Annotated in this window: 14 protein-coding genes and 1 pseudogene; 9 read left to right on the forward strand and 6 right to left on the reverse strand. The window is 55.3% G+C overall.

Annotated elements, in window-relative coordinates; genetic code table 11:
• Positions 1–370: 370 nt before the first annotated feature.
• From A7E78_RS14400 to otsB, 7 genes and pseudogenes are all read left to right on the forward strand, one after another.
• The gene (locus tag A7E78_RS14400; RefSeq protein ID WP_072284911.1) at positions 371–1,303 is read left to right on the forward strand and encodes a carbohydrate kinase family protein; all 933 of its coding nucleotides are present in this window, start codon (positions 371–373) and stop codon (positions 1,301–1,303) included.
• A gap of 337 nt (positions 1,304–1,640) precedes the next feature.
• Positions 1,641–1,805, forward strand: a complete 165-nt coding sequence (locus A7E78_RS15120) for a hypothetical protein (RefSeq protein WP_158516122.1) — start codon at positions 1,641–1,643, stop codon at positions 1,803–1,805.
• Between the two features lie 59 nt (positions 1,806–1,864).
• Positions 1,865–3,535 carry an NAD-dependent malic enzyme gene (locus A7E78_RS14405; protein WP_072284912.1) on the forward strand — a complete coding sequence of 557 codons (1,671 nt, stop codon included), beginning with the start codon at positions 1,865–1,867 and terminating at the stop codon, positions 3,533–3,535.
• A 73-nt stretch (positions 3,536–3,608) separates the two neighbouring features.
• Positions 3,609–3,845: pseudogene (locus A7E78_RS15680) on the forward strand (TIGR01458 family HAD-type hydrolase); the annotation flags it as partial.
• A 209-nt stretch (positions 3,846–4,054) separates the two neighbouring features.
• Positions 4,055–4,369 carry an HAD hydrolase-like protein gene (locus A7E78_RS14985; protein WP_335743817.1) on the forward strand — a complete coding sequence of 105 codons (315 nt, stop codon included), beginning with the start codon at positions 4,055–4,057 and terminating at the stop codon, positions 4,367–4,369.
• A 132-nt stretch (positions 4,370–4,501) separates the two neighbouring features.
• Entirely contained in the window at positions 4,502–4,714 is a 213-nt protein-coding gene (locus A7E78_RS14415; RefSeq protein ID WP_072284913.1) for a DUF1232 domain-containing protein, read from the forward strand.
• A 47-nt stretch (positions 4,715–4,761) separates the two neighbouring features.
• Complete coding sequence (gene otsB / locus A7E78_RS14420) at positions 4,762–5,577, forward strand: trehalose-phosphatase (RefSeq protein WP_072284914.1); 816 nt, start codon at positions 4,762–4,764, stop codon at positions 5,575–5,577.
• A gap of 121 nt (positions 5,578–5,698) precedes the next feature.
• Here otsB and A7E78_RS14425 read toward each other — a convergent pair whose 3' ends face one another.
• Positions 5,699–6,601 (reverse strand): M23 family metallopeptidase, encoded by a 903-nt coding sequence (locus A7E78_RS14425; protein WP_072284915.1) that lies wholly within the window; start codon positions 6,599–6,601, stop codon positions 5,699–5,701.
• Positions 6,602–6,871: 270 nt separating this feature from the next.
• Between A7E78_RS14425 and A7E78_RS14430 the strand changes: the two genes are divergently transcribed.
• Positions 6,872–7,615 (forward strand): TraB/GumN family protein, encoded by a 744-nt coding sequence (locus tag A7E78_RS14430; RefSeq protein ID WP_083553163.1) that lies wholly within the window; start codon positions 6,872–6,874, stop codon positions 7,613–7,615.
• Between the two features lie 141 nt (positions 7,616–7,756).
• Here the strand turns inward: A7E78_RS14430 and glnE are convergent, their stop codons facing one another.
• From glnE to gatC, 5 genes are all read right to left on the reverse strand, one after another.
• Positions 7,757–10,930: a bifunctional [glutamate--ammonia ligase]-adenylyl-L-tyrosine phosphorylase/[glutamate--ammonia-ligase] adenylyltransferase gene (gene glnE, locus A7E78_RS14435; protein WP_072284916.1), complete on the reverse strand. Its 3,174-nt coding sequence runs from the start codon at positions 10,928–10,930 to the stop codon at positions 7,757–7,759.
• Positions 10,931–10,935: 5 nt separating this feature from the next.
• Entirely contained in the window at positions 10,936–11,982 is a 1,047-nt protein-coding gene (gene mtnA / locus A7E78_RS14440; protein ID WP_072284917.1) for an S-methyl-5-thioribose-1-phosphate isomerase, read from the reverse strand.
• 136 nt (positions 11,983–12,118) lie between these two features.
• The gene (gatB, locus tag A7E78_RS14445) at positions 12,119–13,555 is read right to left on the reverse strand and encodes an Asp-tRNA(Asn)/Glu-tRNA(Gln) amidotransferase subunit GatB (protein ID WP_072284918.1); all 1,437 of its coding nucleotides are present in this window, start codon (positions 13,553–13,555) and stop codon (positions 12,119–12,121) included.
• A gap of 264 nt (positions 13,556–13,819) precedes the next feature.
• The gene (gene gatA, locus A7E78_RS14450; RefSeq protein ID WP_072284919.1) at positions 13,820–15,277 is read right to left on the reverse strand and encodes an Asp-tRNA(Asn)/Glu-tRNA(Gln) amidotransferase subunit GatA; all 1,458 of its coding nucleotides are present in this window, start codon (positions 15,275–15,277) and stop codon (positions 13,820–13,822) included.
• A gap of 42 nt (positions 15,278–15,319) precedes the next feature.
• Positions 15,320–15,607: an Asp-tRNA(Asn)/Glu-tRNA(Gln) amidotransferase subunit GatC gene (gene gatC / locus A7E78_RS14455; RefSeq protein ID WP_072284920.1), complete on the reverse strand. Its 288-nt coding sequence runs from the start codon at positions 15,605–15,607 to the stop codon at positions 15,320–15,322.
• A 288-nt stretch (positions 15,608–15,895) separates the two neighbouring features.
• Between gatC and A7E78_RS14460 the strand changes: the two genes are divergently transcribed.
• On the forward strand, positions 15,896–16,795 hold the full coding sequence (locus A7E78_RS14460; RefSeq protein WP_072284921.1) for a GspE/PulE/PilB domain-containing protein: 900 nt from the start codon (positions 15,896–15,898) through the stop codon (positions 16,793–16,795).
• The last annotated feature ends 111 nt before the right edge of the window (positions 16,796–16,906 follow it).

The raw sequence follows: 16,906 nt of genomic DNA on the forward strand, positions 1-16,906 counted from the left end.
TATTATTGCTGTGTTCAATATATGGCAAACACTGGTAGGTAAGGGGCATTAGACAGTGCCACTTGGCGTTAATGCTTAACCAACGGCACCCGTAAGTAGGGGTGCCGCTTTTTCTGTGCTGCCAACCAAAAAGTTTGTTGCGATATGACTTTCCAGCGTCGTGTCGGCAAGAATACCTTCCGCTTGGATTTGGCTCGTAGGCATGTTTCAACTTCAAGAAATTCAAACCGTACGGCCAATTGTCCTGCTTGGTTAAGGGGCGACTGTACATCGCATTCAATTTCGGGCAAAATGTAAGTTTATTGTGAACAACTTCCTATACTGTTATAGCTAATCCCCGTTTTAACTGAACGAAAGGAACAATCCCTTCATGCGTACCTTGATCTGCGGCTCCTTTGCTTACGACAACATCATGGTCTTCGGTGACCGTTTTAAAAATCACATCCTGCCCGACCAGGTGCATATCCTTAACGTCTGTTTTCTGGTTCCGGAGATGCGCCGCGAGTTCGGCGGCTGCGCCGGCAATATCGCCTACGGTCTCAAGTTGCTTGGTGGCCAGCCCCTGCCCATGGCCACCGTCGGTCAGGATTTCGCTCCCTATCGGCAGTGGATGGAGAGTTGCGGCATCGACGGCACGTATGTGACCGAGGTGGACAATACCCTTACCGCCCAGGCCTATATCACCACCGACCTGGACGATAACCAGATCACGGCCTTTCATCCCGGTGCCATGGGGTTCGCCCATCGCAACGCTATCGATGAAGTGGCGGACGTTGCCCTGGGGATCGTCTCTCCAGACGGTCGCGAAGGCATGATCGAACATGCCGCCCAGTTCGCTGCGGCCGATATTCCTTTTATTTTTGATCCCGGTCAGGGGTTGCCCATGTTCAGCGGCGAAGAGCTGAGCAATTTTATCGATCAGGCCACCTGGGTGACGGTCAACGACTACGAATGGCAGCTGCTGCAGGAAAAGACCGGGCTGTGTGTGGCGGAGATCACCGAGCGGGTCGAGGCGCTGATCGTTACCCGCGGCGCAAAGGGGTCGGTCATTTACAGTAATGGCGACGAATACCTGATTCCCACCGTGACTCCGGGCGAGGTCAACGATCCCACAGGTTGCGGAGATGCGTATCGGGCCGGTCTAATCTATGGCCTGAACCAGGGGTTCGATTGGGAAACTACCGGACGCATTGCCTCACTGATGGGATCGATCAAGATCGAGCACAACGGCACCCAGAATCATCAGTTTACCCTGGATGAGTTTCGCCAGCGGTACGAGACGGAGTTTGGCAGCAGCTTTTAGCTTCGCAGATCCCCGGCCGGTAGCGGCAACCCCTACCGCAACGGCTTTGCATCTGTGTTGTTAGGTTTTAAAACCCAGCAAAAAATAGACCTCAGGCTCGCAAGTGATATGAACCAATCGCTTTAGCGCCAAATTGTCAGAAGAGAGGGCGCCGAAAAGAAACTGCCGTTGTTGAGGCACGGCCCAACGGTCGTTGCTTTCGCTGTCCGGACAAGCTGCTGCTCCACGCAGTGGCAGCCATTTTTGCCTACTTTTGTTGGCTCGGACAAAAGTAGGGCGTCCGGCGGGACGCGACCCGCCGATTTTGAGACTTGCGCGGTTACTCTAAGGAAAAACCATGATCAAAATGTTCGTGGTAATTTTGGGCGTCAGCCTTGGGGCCGCCCTTGGTTGGTGGCTCGGTATCAAGGTCGGTCTGATGACCGGCTATTTTGCCGCGGTTTTTGGCGCCTCCATCGGCCTATATCTCAGCCGCCAGTATATCCGCAATTACTTAGATTAATCCGCATTTGGAAGCTGACTATAGCCTGCTCTCCATCCTTCCTGCCGAAAGAAGATTCAATGACCGAGGAAAACCCCACATCCCCTTATCTGGGCCGCCCCGGCGTTCCGCTGCCTACCGGCAATGACCTGTTGCAAAACCCGATGCTCAACAAGGGTACCGCCTTCAGTTGCGCTGAACGGGAGTCTTTAGGCCTTATCGGTTTGTTACCGGCTCATGTTTCGACCATGGACGATCAGGTCAGCCGGGTGATGGAAGGGGTGCGCCGCAACAATACCGCGCTCGGTAAATATATCGCCATGATGGCTTTGTTCGATCGGAACCGTGCGTTGTTTTATCGGGTAGTGACCGATCATCTGCAGGAGCTGATGCCGGTCATCTACACCCCTACCGTCGGTCAGGCCTGCAAGCAGTTTTCTCATATTTATCGCAAGGGACGGGGCCTCTATCTCTCGGCGGTCCATAAGGGGCGCATCGCCGAACTGCTGCGCAACTGGAGCTACGAGGATGTGCGCATGGTGGTGGTGACCGATGGTGAGAGGATTCTCGGCCTGGGAGATCTCGGTGTCGACGGTATGGGCATTCCTGTGGGCAAGCTCTCTCTCTATACGGCTTGTGCCGGTATTCATCCGACCTACTGCCTGCCGGTGACCATCGACGTCGGTACCAACAACGATGAGTTGCTGCGGGATCCTCTCTATCTGGGAATGCGTCAGCCCCGCATCCGGGGCGCCGAGTACGATGAACTGATCGAGGAATTCGTCCTGGCGGTACAGGAAGTTTTTCCCCGGGCGGTGATTCAGTTCGAGGATTTTGCCAACTGCAATGCTTTTCGTCTGCTGAAGACCTATCAAAATCGCGTCTGCTGTTTCAACGATGATATTCAAGGTACGGCCAGTGTCGCTCTGGCCGGTATTTACGCTGCCCTGCGTCTGACCGGAAGTACTCTGACGGAGCAGACCTTTCTGTTCCTCGGTGCCGGTGAAGCCGGAACGGGAACCGGGAGCCTGCTGGTGGCCGCTTTGATGGCCGAAGGTCTGAGTGAGGAGCAGGCCCGTCAGCGTTGCTGGTTTGTCGATTCCAAGGGGCTGGTGGTGAAAAATCGGAAGGAATTGGCGATTCATAAGCGCCCCTTTGCCCACGACTACCCGCAGCAGACCGATTTGCTTAGAGCCGTGCGCAGCCTTAAGCCGACGGCTCTGATCGGCGTTTCCGGTCAGGGACAGGCATTTAACCATGCGGTGATGGCCGAGATGGCGTCCCTCAATAAACGGCCGATCATCTTTGCCCTGTCCAATCCCACCAGTAATTCGGAATGTACCGCCGAGCAGGCCTATGCCGCCACCGGCGGCCGGGCGATCTTTGCCAGCGGCAGCCCCTTTGCTCCGGTGGCTCTGGATAAACGCATTCTGGTGCCGGGCCAGGGCAACAATGTCTATATCTTTCCCGCCATCGGCCTGGCCGCCATGGCCACCGGGGCGGAACGTATAACCGATGAGATGTTCCTGGCGGCGGCGCGGGCTCTGGCCGCGCAGGTAACCGATGCCGACCTGGCTCAATCTTCGGTATATCCCCCCCTGACAAAAATTCGCGAAGTCTCCGCCAGCATTGCCGTGGCTGTGGCAGAACTGGTATACGAGCGAGGTCTGGCTCGTACGAAGCGACCGGCCGATCTGCTAAACTATATTTACACGTGGATGTACCAGCCGGCCTATCCCGACTACGTTTAAGTAAGGTATAAAAGCAGCTTCTGCTCTTATGAAGGCCGGTGATGCCAATTTTCAGGAAAGGAAACCGAGCCTTATGGCCCGATGTGTTTTTATCGATTTAAGCGGTACCCTGCATGTAGGTCGCACGCCTCTGCCCGGAGCTATCGAGGCGGTGAATCGCTTGCGGCACGAGGGCTACCGGGTGCGTTTTGTCAGCAATACTTCCAGCAAAAGTCTCCGTTATCTGCAGAAGGTTTTGAGCGAAATCGGTTTCGATATAGCCCTTGAAGAACTCTTTACCGCGCCCCTGGTGGTGCGGCGGCACCTGCTCAAGCACAACCTGAGACCCTACCTGCTGGTCCATCCCGATCTGGAAGAAGATTTTTCCGACCTGCATCAGCAAGACCCTAATGCGGTGGTGGTTGGCTGTGCCCTGCAGCACTTTACTTACGCTAATCTCAACCACGCCTTTCGCCTTCTTAAGGGGGGGCGCAACTCATTGCTACCGGCCGCACCGCCTGTTTCGAAGGCCGCGACGGTTTGCAACTCGATGCCGGCCCCTTTGTCGCTGCCCTCGAATACGCTGCCGGCACAAAGGCACTGGTGCTCGGTAAACCTTCTCCCGATTTCTTTGCCGCCGCTCGGGAAGAGTTCAGCTGTCCGCTGGAACGGGTCACCATGATCGGTGACGATGCCCGCTCCGACGTAGGGGCGGCCCTGAAAGCCGGCATGCGTGGTATTCTGGTACAAACCGGCAAGTACCGGCCGGGTGACGAGGCCCTGATCGGACACGCCAATGCTCTTGTCGTTGCCGATATGAACGAGGCCGTGGAAAAAATACTGAACGGCGATTGAGGCAAAGGCTTAATAGAAGCAGGAGCAGCCGCAGCCTTCTCTTTGACATCCAATCCTGGAGCCACACCGGTCAAGACAGGCTTTGCCGGGTACGATTTTCAAAGGCGGGCCGGAGCAGGAAGAGGAGGACTTATGAAAAATATCATCGTACTGTTGCTTGGGCTTATAGGTGTTATCTATCTATTCAATCCGGGCGCCGGTTTCTTTGAGTTGATTCCGGACAACTTGCCATTTATCGGAAATTTGGATGATGCCGCTGCCTTGGCTCTACTGGTTATGTGTCTGCAGCATTTCGGTATCAATCTGCCGGACCTGTTCGGCCGCAAAAAATATAAAAAAGACTGAGCAAGGAGATGCCGTCAGGTGCGAATTGAATTCGAGGAGGTAGGTTTTTGAGTAAAACGGCAAAAAGACGCTTTTCCAACGAATTGCCTTCAGCATTGGAGAACACGGCACAGTTGAATGGGGAGCTGCAAGACCGTCAACCGGTAGTTTTTCTCGATTTTGATGGTACTTTGACCCCCATTGTAGACCGGCCTGAATTAGCGGAGATTTCGCCGGAAATGCGGGACTCGGTACATCGACTTGGGAAATGCTGCATTCTGGCCATTGTCAGTGGCCGGGACTTGGATGATGTGCGGGTCAAGGTCGGCATCGACGAGGTTTACTATGCCGGAAGTCACGGATTTCATATTGCAGGGCCGGCTGGATTCGGTCACGAATTGCAACAGGGCAGCCAGTTTCTGCCCTCTTTGGATAAGGCGGAACAGGCCCTGCTGAGGCAGCTCAGCCAGATTCCCGGAGCCCAGGTAGAACGGAAAAAATTCGCTGTGGCGATCCATTTTCGGCGGGTGGCTAATGAACAGGTGGATGCAGTGACGGCGGTGGTCGACAGGGTACTGGCAGATAGCGAGGGGTTGCGCAAGACGGGTGGCAAGAAGATCTTTGAATTACGGCCCGACATCGACTGGGACAAGGGAAAAGCAGTGAATTGGCTGCTGGGGAAGCTGCAGCTGGCTAAGCACAAGGCTGTGCCAATCTATGTCGGCGATGATTTGACCGACGAGGACGCCTTTCGCGAACTGCAGCATCGGGGTATCGGGATTCTGGTGCGGGACGAAGTTCGACCGACCCTGGCCCGCTATGCCCTTGATAGCGTTGATGAGGTGGGTACCCTGTTACGACGTTTGGCGACTCTGTTCGAATAGGGAGGTCGCTAAAGTACAAAAACGAACCGTCCGGTGCAAAGATCACCGGGCGGTTTTTTGTTGGCAGTGCCCTGAATAACTTCGCAGGGGTAGATGGCGGGCATTATCTGGAAAAGACTTCTCAGGGCGAAGCTTCAAGAGCACGCAATAAAGCCAGGGGATCGACCTTGCAGTCATGTACCCGCGCTCCCCAGTGCAGGTGGGGGCCGCTGGCCCGGCCTGTGGCACCGGCAAGGCCGATGGTCTGACCGGCAATGACCCGCTCCCCTTCGCTAACGTTGATAGTGGAAAGATGAAAATACATGGTGAGGATACCCATGCCGTGATCGATGTAAACACTCTTGCCGGCAAAGAAGTGATCGGCTACCAGTACCACCTGCCCGCCGCCAGCGGCGGCCACCGGCTCACCGAGCCGGGCTCTCTGATCGACGCCGCTATGATAGCTGCGAGGCTGACCGTTGAGAATGCGCTGCACGCCGAAGGGGGAAAGTATTTTACCGGTCACCGGTAGTTGAAAGGCTTCTTTCCAGAGCCTCTCCTGCTGGGGGCGGGCAAAGACTCTATTCAATTCGGCTCGCTCGCGACGGTGGCGATCCATGGACTGTCGGTCGGGGCTTACCTGTCGCGGAGGCAGGCTGATGTGCTGCTCGGGAAAGGTCTTCTTTGCGATTTGCAGGTTAACCAAATGGCTGCGGCGAAGGCCATTTCGAAAAATGATATTTAGCTTGGCCTGGTGGTTTCCTGCCGTTATGTCTCTTGGAATACCGATCAGGGCCGCCATCCGTCCCTCCGGCAGGGTTGTCAGAGAAATTTGCCGGTTCTGCCATGTCAGGGTGGCGCCGAAGAATGCTGTAGCCGGGTTTAATTCGATCCTCGCTACGTCGCCCGGCTGTAGGATAGCCGGATGTACGACAACGGACCACTCAGCCGCCGTTGCCTGACGCTGTTGAGGAAAGATCAGCAGCAGAGCCATGATTGCTAAGAGATAAATTGCCAGATGATATTTCTTGACTAGGACACGCATTTATTTTCATAGATTAAGTGTAAGGTGTTGCGCTCTTTCCCGATTGGCTTATCCTTTTACCACAAAATTGCAGGTACACGCCACGGTACAAAAAGTGTTGGGAAACGTACCGTGTCATTGGGCTAACAGCGGACCCGGGGAGACTAAAGTGAAGAGCCTGTTTTTGATTGTTCTGGGAATTATTGGATTTTGTGGGAATGCCGCTGCCGAAACTTCAGTATGGGTAGTTCGTCAGGGTAATTTGGTGACCTACCTGGGGGCACCTGTCATGTGCTGCGCCCAGAGGATTATCCCTTGCCGGTTGAATTCGAGAGGGCTTATCAAGCGGCTGAAAAAATTGTCTTCGAAGCCGATCCCGGCCAGTTAAACAGTCCGAAAATGCAGCAACTGATCGCTCACAAGGCCTTTTATCATGATGGCACCACACTGGAAGACATTCTGCAACCGCAAACCTATCGGCTGCTGCAGGAGCATTGCCAGCGCCGTAATCTTCAGCTGAGCGCTTTTATCCGCCTTAAGCCTGCCATGGCGTCTCTGACCCTTCTGGCCATTGAGCTGCAACGTCATGGCATTGTCCAGGGTGGAGTCGATCTGCATTTTTACCAGAAGTCTGTGACCGATGGAAGGGAGCGGGAGGCCCTGGAAACCATGGAACAGCAGATGGAATTTATGATGGGCATGGCCCAAGGTCGCGAAGACCGCTTTATGCAACATTCTCTCGGTGAGTTGAATCGACTCGACGAAATTTTCCATGGTCTGATAGTTGCCTGGCGCGGCGGGGACGAAAAAGCCATCGCCAGGCTGGTCACGGATGATTTCAAGGGGCAGTTTCCGGAGATTTACGGCAGGCTTTTCAGCGAGCGAAATGCTGCCTGGTTACCGGTTATTAAAGGTTTTATAGAGACGCCGGAGACGGAACTGATCCTGGTTGGAGTCGGTCACCTGGTCGGTGAGGAGGGTTTGGTGGAGGCTCTGCGCCGGGATGGTTATCAGGTGCAAAAGCTACAGCTGTAACCTTAGCAATCACGACACCTTGCTATGGGTCGTTTCAGACTTAGATCAATAGAGTACTGAGTTTACGCCAAAGACCTTCCGTAAAACGGGAGGTCTTTGGCTTGCTATGTGGGTTGAACCCGTGATGAGGAAGGTATTGCCTTAGCTAGGGGTCAAATAACGGTCAAAAATTCCGCGAATTTTCTCCGTGGTTTGCCGGTAATCGGCCAGTAGCTGTTCTTCCGGATGGTCTCCTGCATAGTCGAGACGATGGGCCAGTTTGGCCAGGTAGCCCATTTCGCTGGACAGTTGGTTAATCGATTGATCGTGGACTAGCCGCAACTTGTTTTCCAGGCGCCGCAAATAGAGATAACCATCGGCCAGCAGGCGGGTTTCCTGGTCGTCAAGATGCTCCGTCTGCTGTAGGGCCTGCAGTGCTTCCAAAGTATTGGGTGAGCGCAGGCTCGAATCGGTGCTGCCATGGAGCAATTGCAGGTACTGAACCAGGAATTCGATATCCACCAGGCCGCCGCGGCCGGTCTTGATGTTGTAGTGAGAGCGGTCTTCACGGCCCAGCTCTTTTTCCATGCGTTGCCGCAAATGGTAGATCTCCTGCCGGGAGTCTGGGGGTAACGGTCGCCCGAAAACGATTTCCTGCTGAAGGTCGCTGATGCGTTGGGCGAAGGGGGGCGGCCCGACCACGACCCGGGCTTTGATCAAGGCTTGGCGTTCCCATAGTTGTGCCGATTGTTGATGATAAGCGCGAAACGCCGGGAAGCTGGTGACAAGCGGCCCCTGTTGGCCCGAGGGGCGCAATCGGGTGTCTATCTGGTAGACGCATCCTTCGCCGGTAATCAGCGAAAGAATTGAAATGATCCGTTGCGCCAGACGGGAAAAGTATTCCTGATTACTGCGGACCCTGAACAATGCCGGATCGCTGTTGGCGGCCGCTTGTGTCTGCCCCAGATCTTCGTAAATGAAGATGATGTCCAGATCCGAATGATAATTGAGCTCACGGCCGCCTAGTTTGCCCAGGGCCACGATGGCGAAAGCGGCTTCCCGTGTGTTTCCTTTGGCATCCTGGCAGGTGGGCAGGCCGTAACGGGGTAGAAGTTCGTTGCGGGCCATGGCCGTGGCCTGCTGCAGGCAGATTTCGGCCAGCAGGGTAAGTTGACCGGGACCTTGCTGCAATGACAGATTTCCGCGAATATCGCCAAGAGCCACGCGCAACAGTTCTTCATTGCGAAAACAGCGCAAGGCATCGAGTTTCTCTTCATAGTCACCGGCCCGTTCAAAGTGTTTGGCTAAGTCCGCTTCGAGCCGGTCGCGGGCTTTTTCCGGGTCGCTATCCTGGACGGCAACCAAAAAATCCAGGGTGCCGGGGTGTTGAATGAGGATTCGTGACAGAAATTGACTGGTGCCGAACAGAGAGACCAGCAGCTTTATCAGCGGACGGTTTTCAGCCAACAAGGCGAAGAAGGTTGCTCTAGCCCGCAATGCACCGAGAAAGCGTTCCAGGTTGCGGAAGGCCATGTCCGGTTCCGGCAGGGCGATGACCTCGCACAGCAGCATCGGTGCAAGGCGGTTGAAGTGGCGGCGTGCCTGCGGGGAAAGGGGATGCCGGGGCGGGCCGTCGCGCAGGGCGGTGAGGGTGTCGCAGGCACCGACCGGGTCCGTGAATCCCTTGGCTTTCAATAAACCTTGTAACTCGGCAGGCTCGGCTGCGGGATCGAATAGATAGGCAACTTCTGCAGGAACGGCATCCGCTTCTTCTTCACTGGTATAAAACAGATCGTGGTAGATGGCGGAGACTTCCCGGCGGTAGCTTTCCAAGATCTGGCGAAACTCGGCACAGTCGGTAAATCCGCAGCGCCGGCCAAGTCGTTCGAATTCTATTTCATCGGTAGGCAGATTATGGGTCTGGCGTTCCTGTACCACCTGGATACGATGCTCGACGGTGCGTAAAAAGGTATAGGCTTCACTGAGAATCACGGTTGTTTCGGCATCGATCAGACCGTGACTTTGCAGTAATGTCAAGGCACGCAGGGAGTTCTTCTCGCGCAAAGCGGGATTCTTGCCGGCATGAATGATTTGCAGGGCCTGAATGAAGAACTCGATTTCCCGAATTCCTCCCCGGCCGAGTTTGAGATTGAGTTCGCCTTCCCGTTCGCGGGTCAGGTTGTTATCAATCTTTTGCTTCATGACCTTGAGATCGTCGATCATGGTGTAATCGAGATATCTGCGATAGATAAATGGCTCAAGGTTCTGTAAGAGTTGCCAGCCAAAATCGACGCAGCCGGCGACCGGCCGGGCTTTAAGCATAGCCGAGCGTTCCCAACTCTGCCCCCAGTGCTCGTAATAAGATTCGGTACTGCGCAGAGAACTGGCGATTTCACCGGAGCGTCCTTCGGGTCGCAGACGCAGGTCGACGCGGAACACGAAGCCGTCGGCGGTGACCTGATGCATGGCCTGGTTGATCTTCTCTCCCAGCTTGACGAAGTACTGGTGCAAGGAGATACGGTTGCGTACGGTATCTCCATCGGCGATGCCGGCGGTTTCGCCCTGCTCGCAGCTGTAACAGTAAATCAGATCGATATCCGAGGAAAAATTGAGTTCGCCTCCGCCGAATTTACCCATAGCCAGGACGGTGAACTTCGCTTCGGAACCAGGTTGGCCGCTGTCGGGACCGAGCAGCGGGGCGCCAAAGCGTTCGCGCAGCAGTTCGTCGCAGATTTGATAGGAGCGTTGCAGGGTGGCGGAGGCCAGATCGGAGAGTTCTGCCGTGGTGACGGTCAGATCGGCCAGGCCCGTCAGGTCGCGGGTGGCGATGCGCAGGATTTCCTGTTGTTTGAAGTGGCGCAGGCCTTTTTGTAAATCCTCGAAGGAAGACCCGGGCGGGATTCGCTGTTGCAATTCGGCCAGCATGGCCGAATGGTCTTTGGCCTGGCAGTAATCGTCATGGAGAAAAAGGCTGTCGAGCAGACTGTTGTGCCGGAACAGGATTGTGGCCAGAAACTGGGACGCACCGAGGACGGTGAGCAGTACTTCCAAGCAGGCCGCTTTGGACAATAGAGTATCTAATGTCTCGTTGTTCAGACCACTTGCGAGGCGTTCCAGGGAATTAATTGCCTGGTCGGGAGCGGCGCTTGCCAGGGCCGATCGGGTCAGATCGATGAGCTGTTCTTCGCTGAGACCGTGTTCCTGCAGCAACAGCAGATTGGCGGCGCTTTTATCCGGCTCCTGATAACCGCAGGCTGCGAGCAAGGTGGCGAGACCTGCCTGGTCCTGTTTACCTAGGGTGTCAGACAGTTGGGCCGTTGGAAAAGATGGTCCCATAGACATCAGTCCTGTTTTGCCAGCAATTCAGCCAGAGAGGTCCGATAGTCGCCCCGCGCCACTCCCCGTTCAGTAATGATAGCGCTGACCAGTCGGGCCGGAGTAACGTCAAAGGCCGGATTGCGCACCCCAATGCCTTCCGGTGCCAGCCGGGTCTTGGCGCAATGAGTGACTTCCGCTTCGTCCCGTTCTTCAATGGGGATCATGCTGCCGTCGGCAAGGGCCGGATCGATGGTCGAGATGGGCGCGGCGACATAGAAGGGCAAGTTGTGCTCTTTGGCCAGCACCGCCACGGTGTAGGTGCCGATCTTGTTGGCTACATCACCGTTGGCGGCGATGCGGTCGGCACCAACGATCACGCAGTCGATCTTTCCCTGGTTCATCAGTGCGCCGGCCATGTTGTCGCAGATCAGGGTGACCGGAATGCCGTCCCGGTGCAGTTCCCAGGCGGTGAGTCGTGATCCTTGCAGGAACGGTCGGGTTTCGTCGGCGTAAACCATAACCTTTTTGCCGGATTCGACGGCGGCGCGAATGACGCCAAGGGCGGTGCCGTAGCCGCCGGTGGCCAGCGCCCCGGCGTTGCAGTGGGTCAAAATCCGGCTGCCGTCGGCAATCAGTGGCGCGCCGTTAGCACCCATGGTGCGGTTGATCTGCTCATCCTCGGCGGCGATATTCAGGGCTTCTTGCAGTAAGCGCTCTTTGATCTCGGCTAAAGGCTGTTGGCAATGTTCCTTGGCGATACGCTGCATGCGCTCCAGAGCCCAGAACAGATTGACCGCCGTCGGCCGGGTGGCGGCCAGTACAGAGCAGACTTTTTCCAGTTGAGCAGCGAAACCTGCAAAATCGTCAGCGGCGATATCCCGAGCGCCGAAGGCCGCACCGAAGGCAGCGGCAACACCGATGGCCGGCGCTCCGCGTACCACCATGGTTTGAATCGCCTCGGCCACACCCTGGTAATCGGTGTATTCGAGCCAGACTTCCTCGGTCGGCAGCAGCCGTTGGTCGATCATGCGGCAGATGCCGTCATGGTATTGGATCGGTTTTATGGACATGTAGAATCTCCCGAAAAATGCGGCCCGAGGTGCGCGGTCCGCGGAAAATACCGTAATGCGTGACGCGTAATGGGTTAAAACCCTTTACGGCTTGACCACTCACGCCTTACGGCTTTATCCCTTACGTCTCGGGGCTTTATTCCCCGGCCAGCTTCTTCTTCAACAATTCGTTGAGGGTCGCCGGATTGGCTTTGCCTTTGCTGGCTTTCATGATCTGGCCGACGAAGAAGCCGAGCAGCTTCTCTTTACCTCCCCGATACTCGGCGACCTGCCCGGGATTGGCGGCCAGTACTTCATCGACCAGGGGCTCGATAGCGCTCAGGTCGGTAACCTGTTTCAGACCCTGTTCTTCGATAATAGTATCGGCATCCTTCCCCGATTTCCACATGGCGTCGAAGACTTTTTTAGCAATTTTGCCGGAGATGGTGTTGTCGTCGATGCGCTTCAGCATGCCGGCCAGCAACTGCGGTGTCACCGGACAATCGTTGATTTCCAGGCCATTGTCATTCAGGGCGCGCTGGACCTCACCCATCACCCAGTTGGAGCAGAGTTTGCCGTTGCCATGCAGTTTAACCAGGGCATCGTAATAGTCGGCAATGGCGCGCTCGGCGGCCAGCACCTCGGCATCGTAGCGGGGGATATCGTATTCCTCGACGAAACGCTCGATCTTGGCAGCGGGCAGTTCGGGCAACTCACGGCGAGCCCTCTCGATCCACTCTTCGGAGACCAGTAAAGGTACCAGGTCGGGATCGGGGAAGTAGCGGTAGTCGTGGGCCTCTTCTTTACCGCGCATGGAGCGGGTGGTGCCGCTGGCGGTGTCGAACAGGCGGGTTTCCTGAACCACCCGGCCACCTTCTTCCAGAATGTCGGCCTGACGTTCAATCTCGTAGTCGATGGCTTGTTTGATAAAGCGGAAGGAGTTGATGTTCTTCAGCTCGGCGCGGGTGCCGAACTCCTTCTGCCCCCAGGGCCGAATGGAGACGTTGGCGTCGCAACGGAAGGAGCCTTCTTCCAGATTGCCGTCGCAGACGCCGAGGTAGACCACGATCTGATGCAGTTTCTTCAGGTAGGCGATGGCCTCATCGGAAGAGCGCATATCGGGTTCGGAGACAATCTCCATCAGCGGGGTGCAGGCCCGGTTGAGGTCGACTCGTGACCCTGCTTCGTTGCCGTGGAGCAACTTGCCGGCGTCTTCTTCCATGTGAATACGGGTGATGCCGATGGTTTTACTGCCATCGTCGGTCTCTATGTCGAGGCGACCGTGTTCGCAGATCGGCAGCTCGAACTGGGAGATCTGGTAGCCCTTGGGCAGATCGGGATAGAAGTAGTTCTTGCGGGCGAAGATCGACCGGGGGGCGATGGTGCATTCGGTAGCCAGACCGGTTCGAATGGCATACTCGACCACCTTTTTATTCAGCACCGGCAGGGCGCCGGGAAGTCCCAGGCAGACCGGGCAGGTCTGGGAGTTGGGCTCGTTGCCGAAGGTGGTGGAGCAGTTACAAAAGATCTTGGTGTCGGTAGTGAGCTGAGCATGGACCTCCAGCCCGATGACGACTTCATATTTGGATAGCATAGTTTCAATCCTTCCGGATTAGGCAGCATATTGTGAACAGAAAACAGAATCTTGGTTATGCCCTTGTCTTCAATTCTTTTTACCACGCGTTCACTTCGCTCACTAGAGCACACAGAGGTCACAGAGGTCACAGAGAAAACCCGCATATTTTTCTGACCTTCTCTGTGTCCTCTGTGGTGAAACTTTTTGACCTTGACAGGATCATCAAGTGGAATCACGTGCATAACCAATAACAGAATTTTCGGACCCACGGCTGTCCTGGCGTTAAAGCGGCGCTTTTTTACAATGCCAGTCGCCGGCCTGTTCAAAGGCGTAAGCGGTTCGCAGCAGGGTCTCTTCGCCGAAGGGACGGCCGATGAGCTGCAGGCCGATGGGCAGGCCCTTTTGAGACATGCCGCAGGGCAGACTCATGCCGCAGGTTCCGGCCAGATTGACCGGAATGGTGAAGATATCCGACAGGTACATCTGCAGCGGATCGGCTGTTTTTTCGCCAATTTGAAAGGCGGGAGTCGGTGCTACCGGGGTCAGGATGACATCGACCTGGTTGAAGGCGTCGAGGAAATCCTGGCGGATCAAGGTACGAACCTTTTGGGCCTTGAGATAGTAAGCGTCGTAGTAGCCGGAGGAGAGAGCGTAGGTGCCGAGCATGATGCGGCGCTTGACTTCGGGACCGAAGCCGGCCGCGCGGCTCTGCATGTACATATCGATAAGGCCTTGCTCTCGATCGACCCGCTGACCGTAACGCACACCGTCGTAACGGGCCAGGTTGCTCGAGGCCTCGGCGGTGGCGATGAGATAGTAGCAGGCGACGGCGTAATCGGTATGGGGCAGAGAGACTTCTACAGGTTCCGCACCGAGTTCTCTTAAGGTATCGACGGCCTTTTCCACTGCCTGCTTAACGTCGGGGTCGAGCCCTTCGATGAAATACTCTTTGGGCAATCCGACTTTCAGGCCTTTAACCCCGTCCTTGAGGGTTGCCCGGTAGTCCGGTACCGGCACGTCTACCGAGGTCGAGTCGGCTGGATCGTAACCGGCCACCGCCCCGAGGAGCATGGCGCAGTCTTCTACATCCCGGGTGACGGGGCCAACCTGGTCGAGGGAGGAGGCGTAGGCGATTACCCCGTAGCGGGAAACCCGGCCGTAGGTCGGTTTGAGCCCGACCACGCCGCAGTGGGATGCCGGCTGGCGGATCGAGCCGCCGGTGTCGGTGCCGAGAGTGGCTATCGCCTGACGAGCGGCGACGCAGGCCGCCGAACCGCCGGAGGAACCGCCGGGCACACAGTCAACCTTCCAGGGGTTGCGCACCGGGCCAAAGGCACTGTTCTCGTTTGAGCTGCCCATGGCGAACTCATCCATGTTGAGCTTGCCGAGGATGACAGCCCCCTGTTCCTTGAGTTTGGCTACCGCGGTGCCATTGTAAGGCGGAACAAAGTTGCTGAGAATCTTTGATGCGCAGGTGGTGCGTAGCCCTTCGGTGACAAAAATATCCTTCAGGGCCAGCGGAATGCCGGTCAGAAGAGCGTCGTCACCCGCTTTGAGACGAGCGTCGGCTGCCTCGGCCTGCAACAGGGCATCCTGCTCACAAACGGTGATAAAGGCGTTGACCCGCTCGTCGGTGGCAGCGATGCGGTCGAGAAAGGCCCGGGTCACTTCCTGTGCCGAGGTCTTACCCTCCCTGAGCAGATCGTGCAATTGGTGGATAGTCAGGTCGGTCAGTTGCATAATTCAATTCTCCAAAACAAAATCGCTCAGTAGCGGCGGCGACTATTCAATGACTTTAGGCACCAGGAAACAACCGTCATTGGCCTCCGGCGCATTTTGCAGGGCCTTTTCGGTGCCGATGGACGGCCGCGCCGTATCTTCGCGAAAGGCGTTTTCCATCGGTACCGCATGGGCCGTGGGCACGATGTGATCGGTGTCCAGCTCGTTAAGTTTTTCAACGTAACCGAGTATGGCATCCATCTCGCTGGTCAGGGCTTCGAGTTCGTCCTTCGAAAGGGCCAGCCTCGCCAGTTGCGCAACGTGCTCAACCTGTGTTCGGGTTATCTTCATATATTCAACCTCCGTGAAAATCTGGTCTGTTCGCAATAAGAGCACAACCTAACATGGCAAAGGCCGTTTTTTCAAGGTTTAAGGCGGCAAAGTAAGCTCTCTGTCAGGCAGGTCTGGAAGGATATTTACGGTTCCTTAAAAGCTGTTTCTGGAGTTGCTTTAGAAAAAGAAGACATTCCAATGCGTAGAGAAAATATAGATTAAAGGGGAGTGGAAATTGCATACAATCACCCTCTAGCAAGATTAAGTTGATAAAAATTGTAGGGTATTTTTGGAGTTCTAGGGAATATGACTAGTAATCGCAAGAAGTTCGGCGAAATATTGCTGGAAATGGGTGTGATCAGCGAAAATGACCTGGACACCGCTTTGTCACGTCAAAGGGTGTCAAAAAAACCACTTGGTCAAGTTTTTGAAGAGTTGGGCGTGATTTGCGACAAAGATATTCTGCGGATTCTGGCTCGACAATTTAATCTTAAAAAAGTCGAGGAGATCGGACGACCGCCGGTGCCGAAGGAAGTGCTTGAACTCATCGATGGTGAAATGGCGCTGGAAAATCTTATCTTTCCCCTTGGGATCAGTAACGGGAAACTGCTTCTTGCTACCAGCGACCCCCTGAATTTCTCTGCGATGGATAAATTGGCCTTTCGTACCGGGTTGCAGGTTGAACCCTACTTGGCAACTCCGACGGAAATTACCCGGGCCATCAAGAAATACTATCTGAAAGAAACCGCGGCGGACGATAATCAAAATCAGACGGTGCTTGTGGTAGACGATCAACAACCGTATCGAGTGACTTTGTGCAACCATCTGCAAAAAGATGGCTATACTGTAATTGAGGCTGAAAATGGTGCCGATGGCTTAAAGCAGGTTTTAAGTCATCAGCCGAAATTGATTTTGTTGGAAACGGGTTTGCGAGGCATGGACGGTAAAGATGTGTTTCGTACGTTGCAGACCAACAGTTTGACTCGCCAGGTTCCGGTGATTGCTCTTTCTTCGCGAGCTTATCCTGAGGAGGAGGCGAAATATCTCGACATGGGATTTTTCGACTTTATTGCCAAGCCTTATAATTATGTTCGCCTGATGGCAAGGGTTCGACGAGCGTTGTGCTTTAACCGTGCATGTCCAGTTGTGAGCTTGGGTGATGTTCCGTATCCTGGCTTGAAAAAAATAGATGCCCACCAGATGTAAACTTTAAACCTTTTGGTGCGTCTCTTTATAAAAATAGGGTGCCGGTTGCGGATGGAAATTTTGCTTGCTTTCTGATTAGGTCGTGATAAAAGTAGGTTCGTTCTAATTGAA

This window comes from Syntrophotalea acetylenivorans, from assembly GCF_001887775.1.
In the GTDB taxonomy this organism is placed as follows: Bacteria; Desulfobacterota; Desulfuromonadia; order Desulfuromonadales; family Syntrophotaleaceae; genus Syntrophotalea_A; species Syntrophotalea_A acetylenivorans.

Coding starts and splice junctions, on each gene's coding strand:
- gatA (WP_072284919.1), bottom strand. CDS start 15,277: ATGCAACTGACCGACCTGACTATCCACCAATTGCACGATCTGCTCAGG.
- A7E78_RS14400 (WP_072284911.1), top strand. CDS start 371: ATGCGTACCTTGATCTGCGGCTCCTTTGCTTACGACAACATCATGGTC.
- A7E78_RS14405 (WP_072284912.1), top strand. CDS start 1,865: ATGACCGAGGAAAACCCCACATCCCCTTATCTGGGCCGCCCCGGCGTT.
- A7E78_RS14460 (WP_072284921.1), top strand. CDS start 15,896: ATGACTAGTAATCGCAAGAAGTTCGGCGAAATATTGCTGGAAATGGGT.
- A7E78_RS14415 (WP_072284913.1), top strand. CDS start 4,502: ATGAAAAATATCATCGTACTGTTGCTTGGGCTTATAGGTGTTATCTAT.
- gatC (WP_072284920.1), bottom strand. CDS start 15,607: ATGAAGATAACCCGAACACAGGTTGAGCACGTTGCGCAACTGGCGAGG.
- A7E78_RS15120 (WP_158516122.1), top strand. CDS start 1,641: ATGATCAAAATGTTCGTGGTAATTTTGGGCGTCAGCCTTGGGGCCGCC.
- glnE (WP_072284916.1), bottom strand. CDS start 10,930: ATGGGACCATCTTTTCCAACGGCCCAACTGTCTGACACCCTAGGTAAA.
- gatB (WP_072284918.1), bottom strand. CDS start 13,555: ATGCTATCCAAATATGAAGTCGTCATCGGGCTGGAGGTCCATGCTCAG.
- A7E78_RS14425 (WP_072284915.1), bottom strand. CDS start 6,601: ATGCGTGTCCTAGTCAAGAAATATCATCTGGCAATTTATCTCTTAGCA.
- mtnA (WP_072284917.1), bottom strand. CDS start 11,982: ATGTCCATAAAACCGATCCAATACCATGACGGCATCTGCCGCATGATC.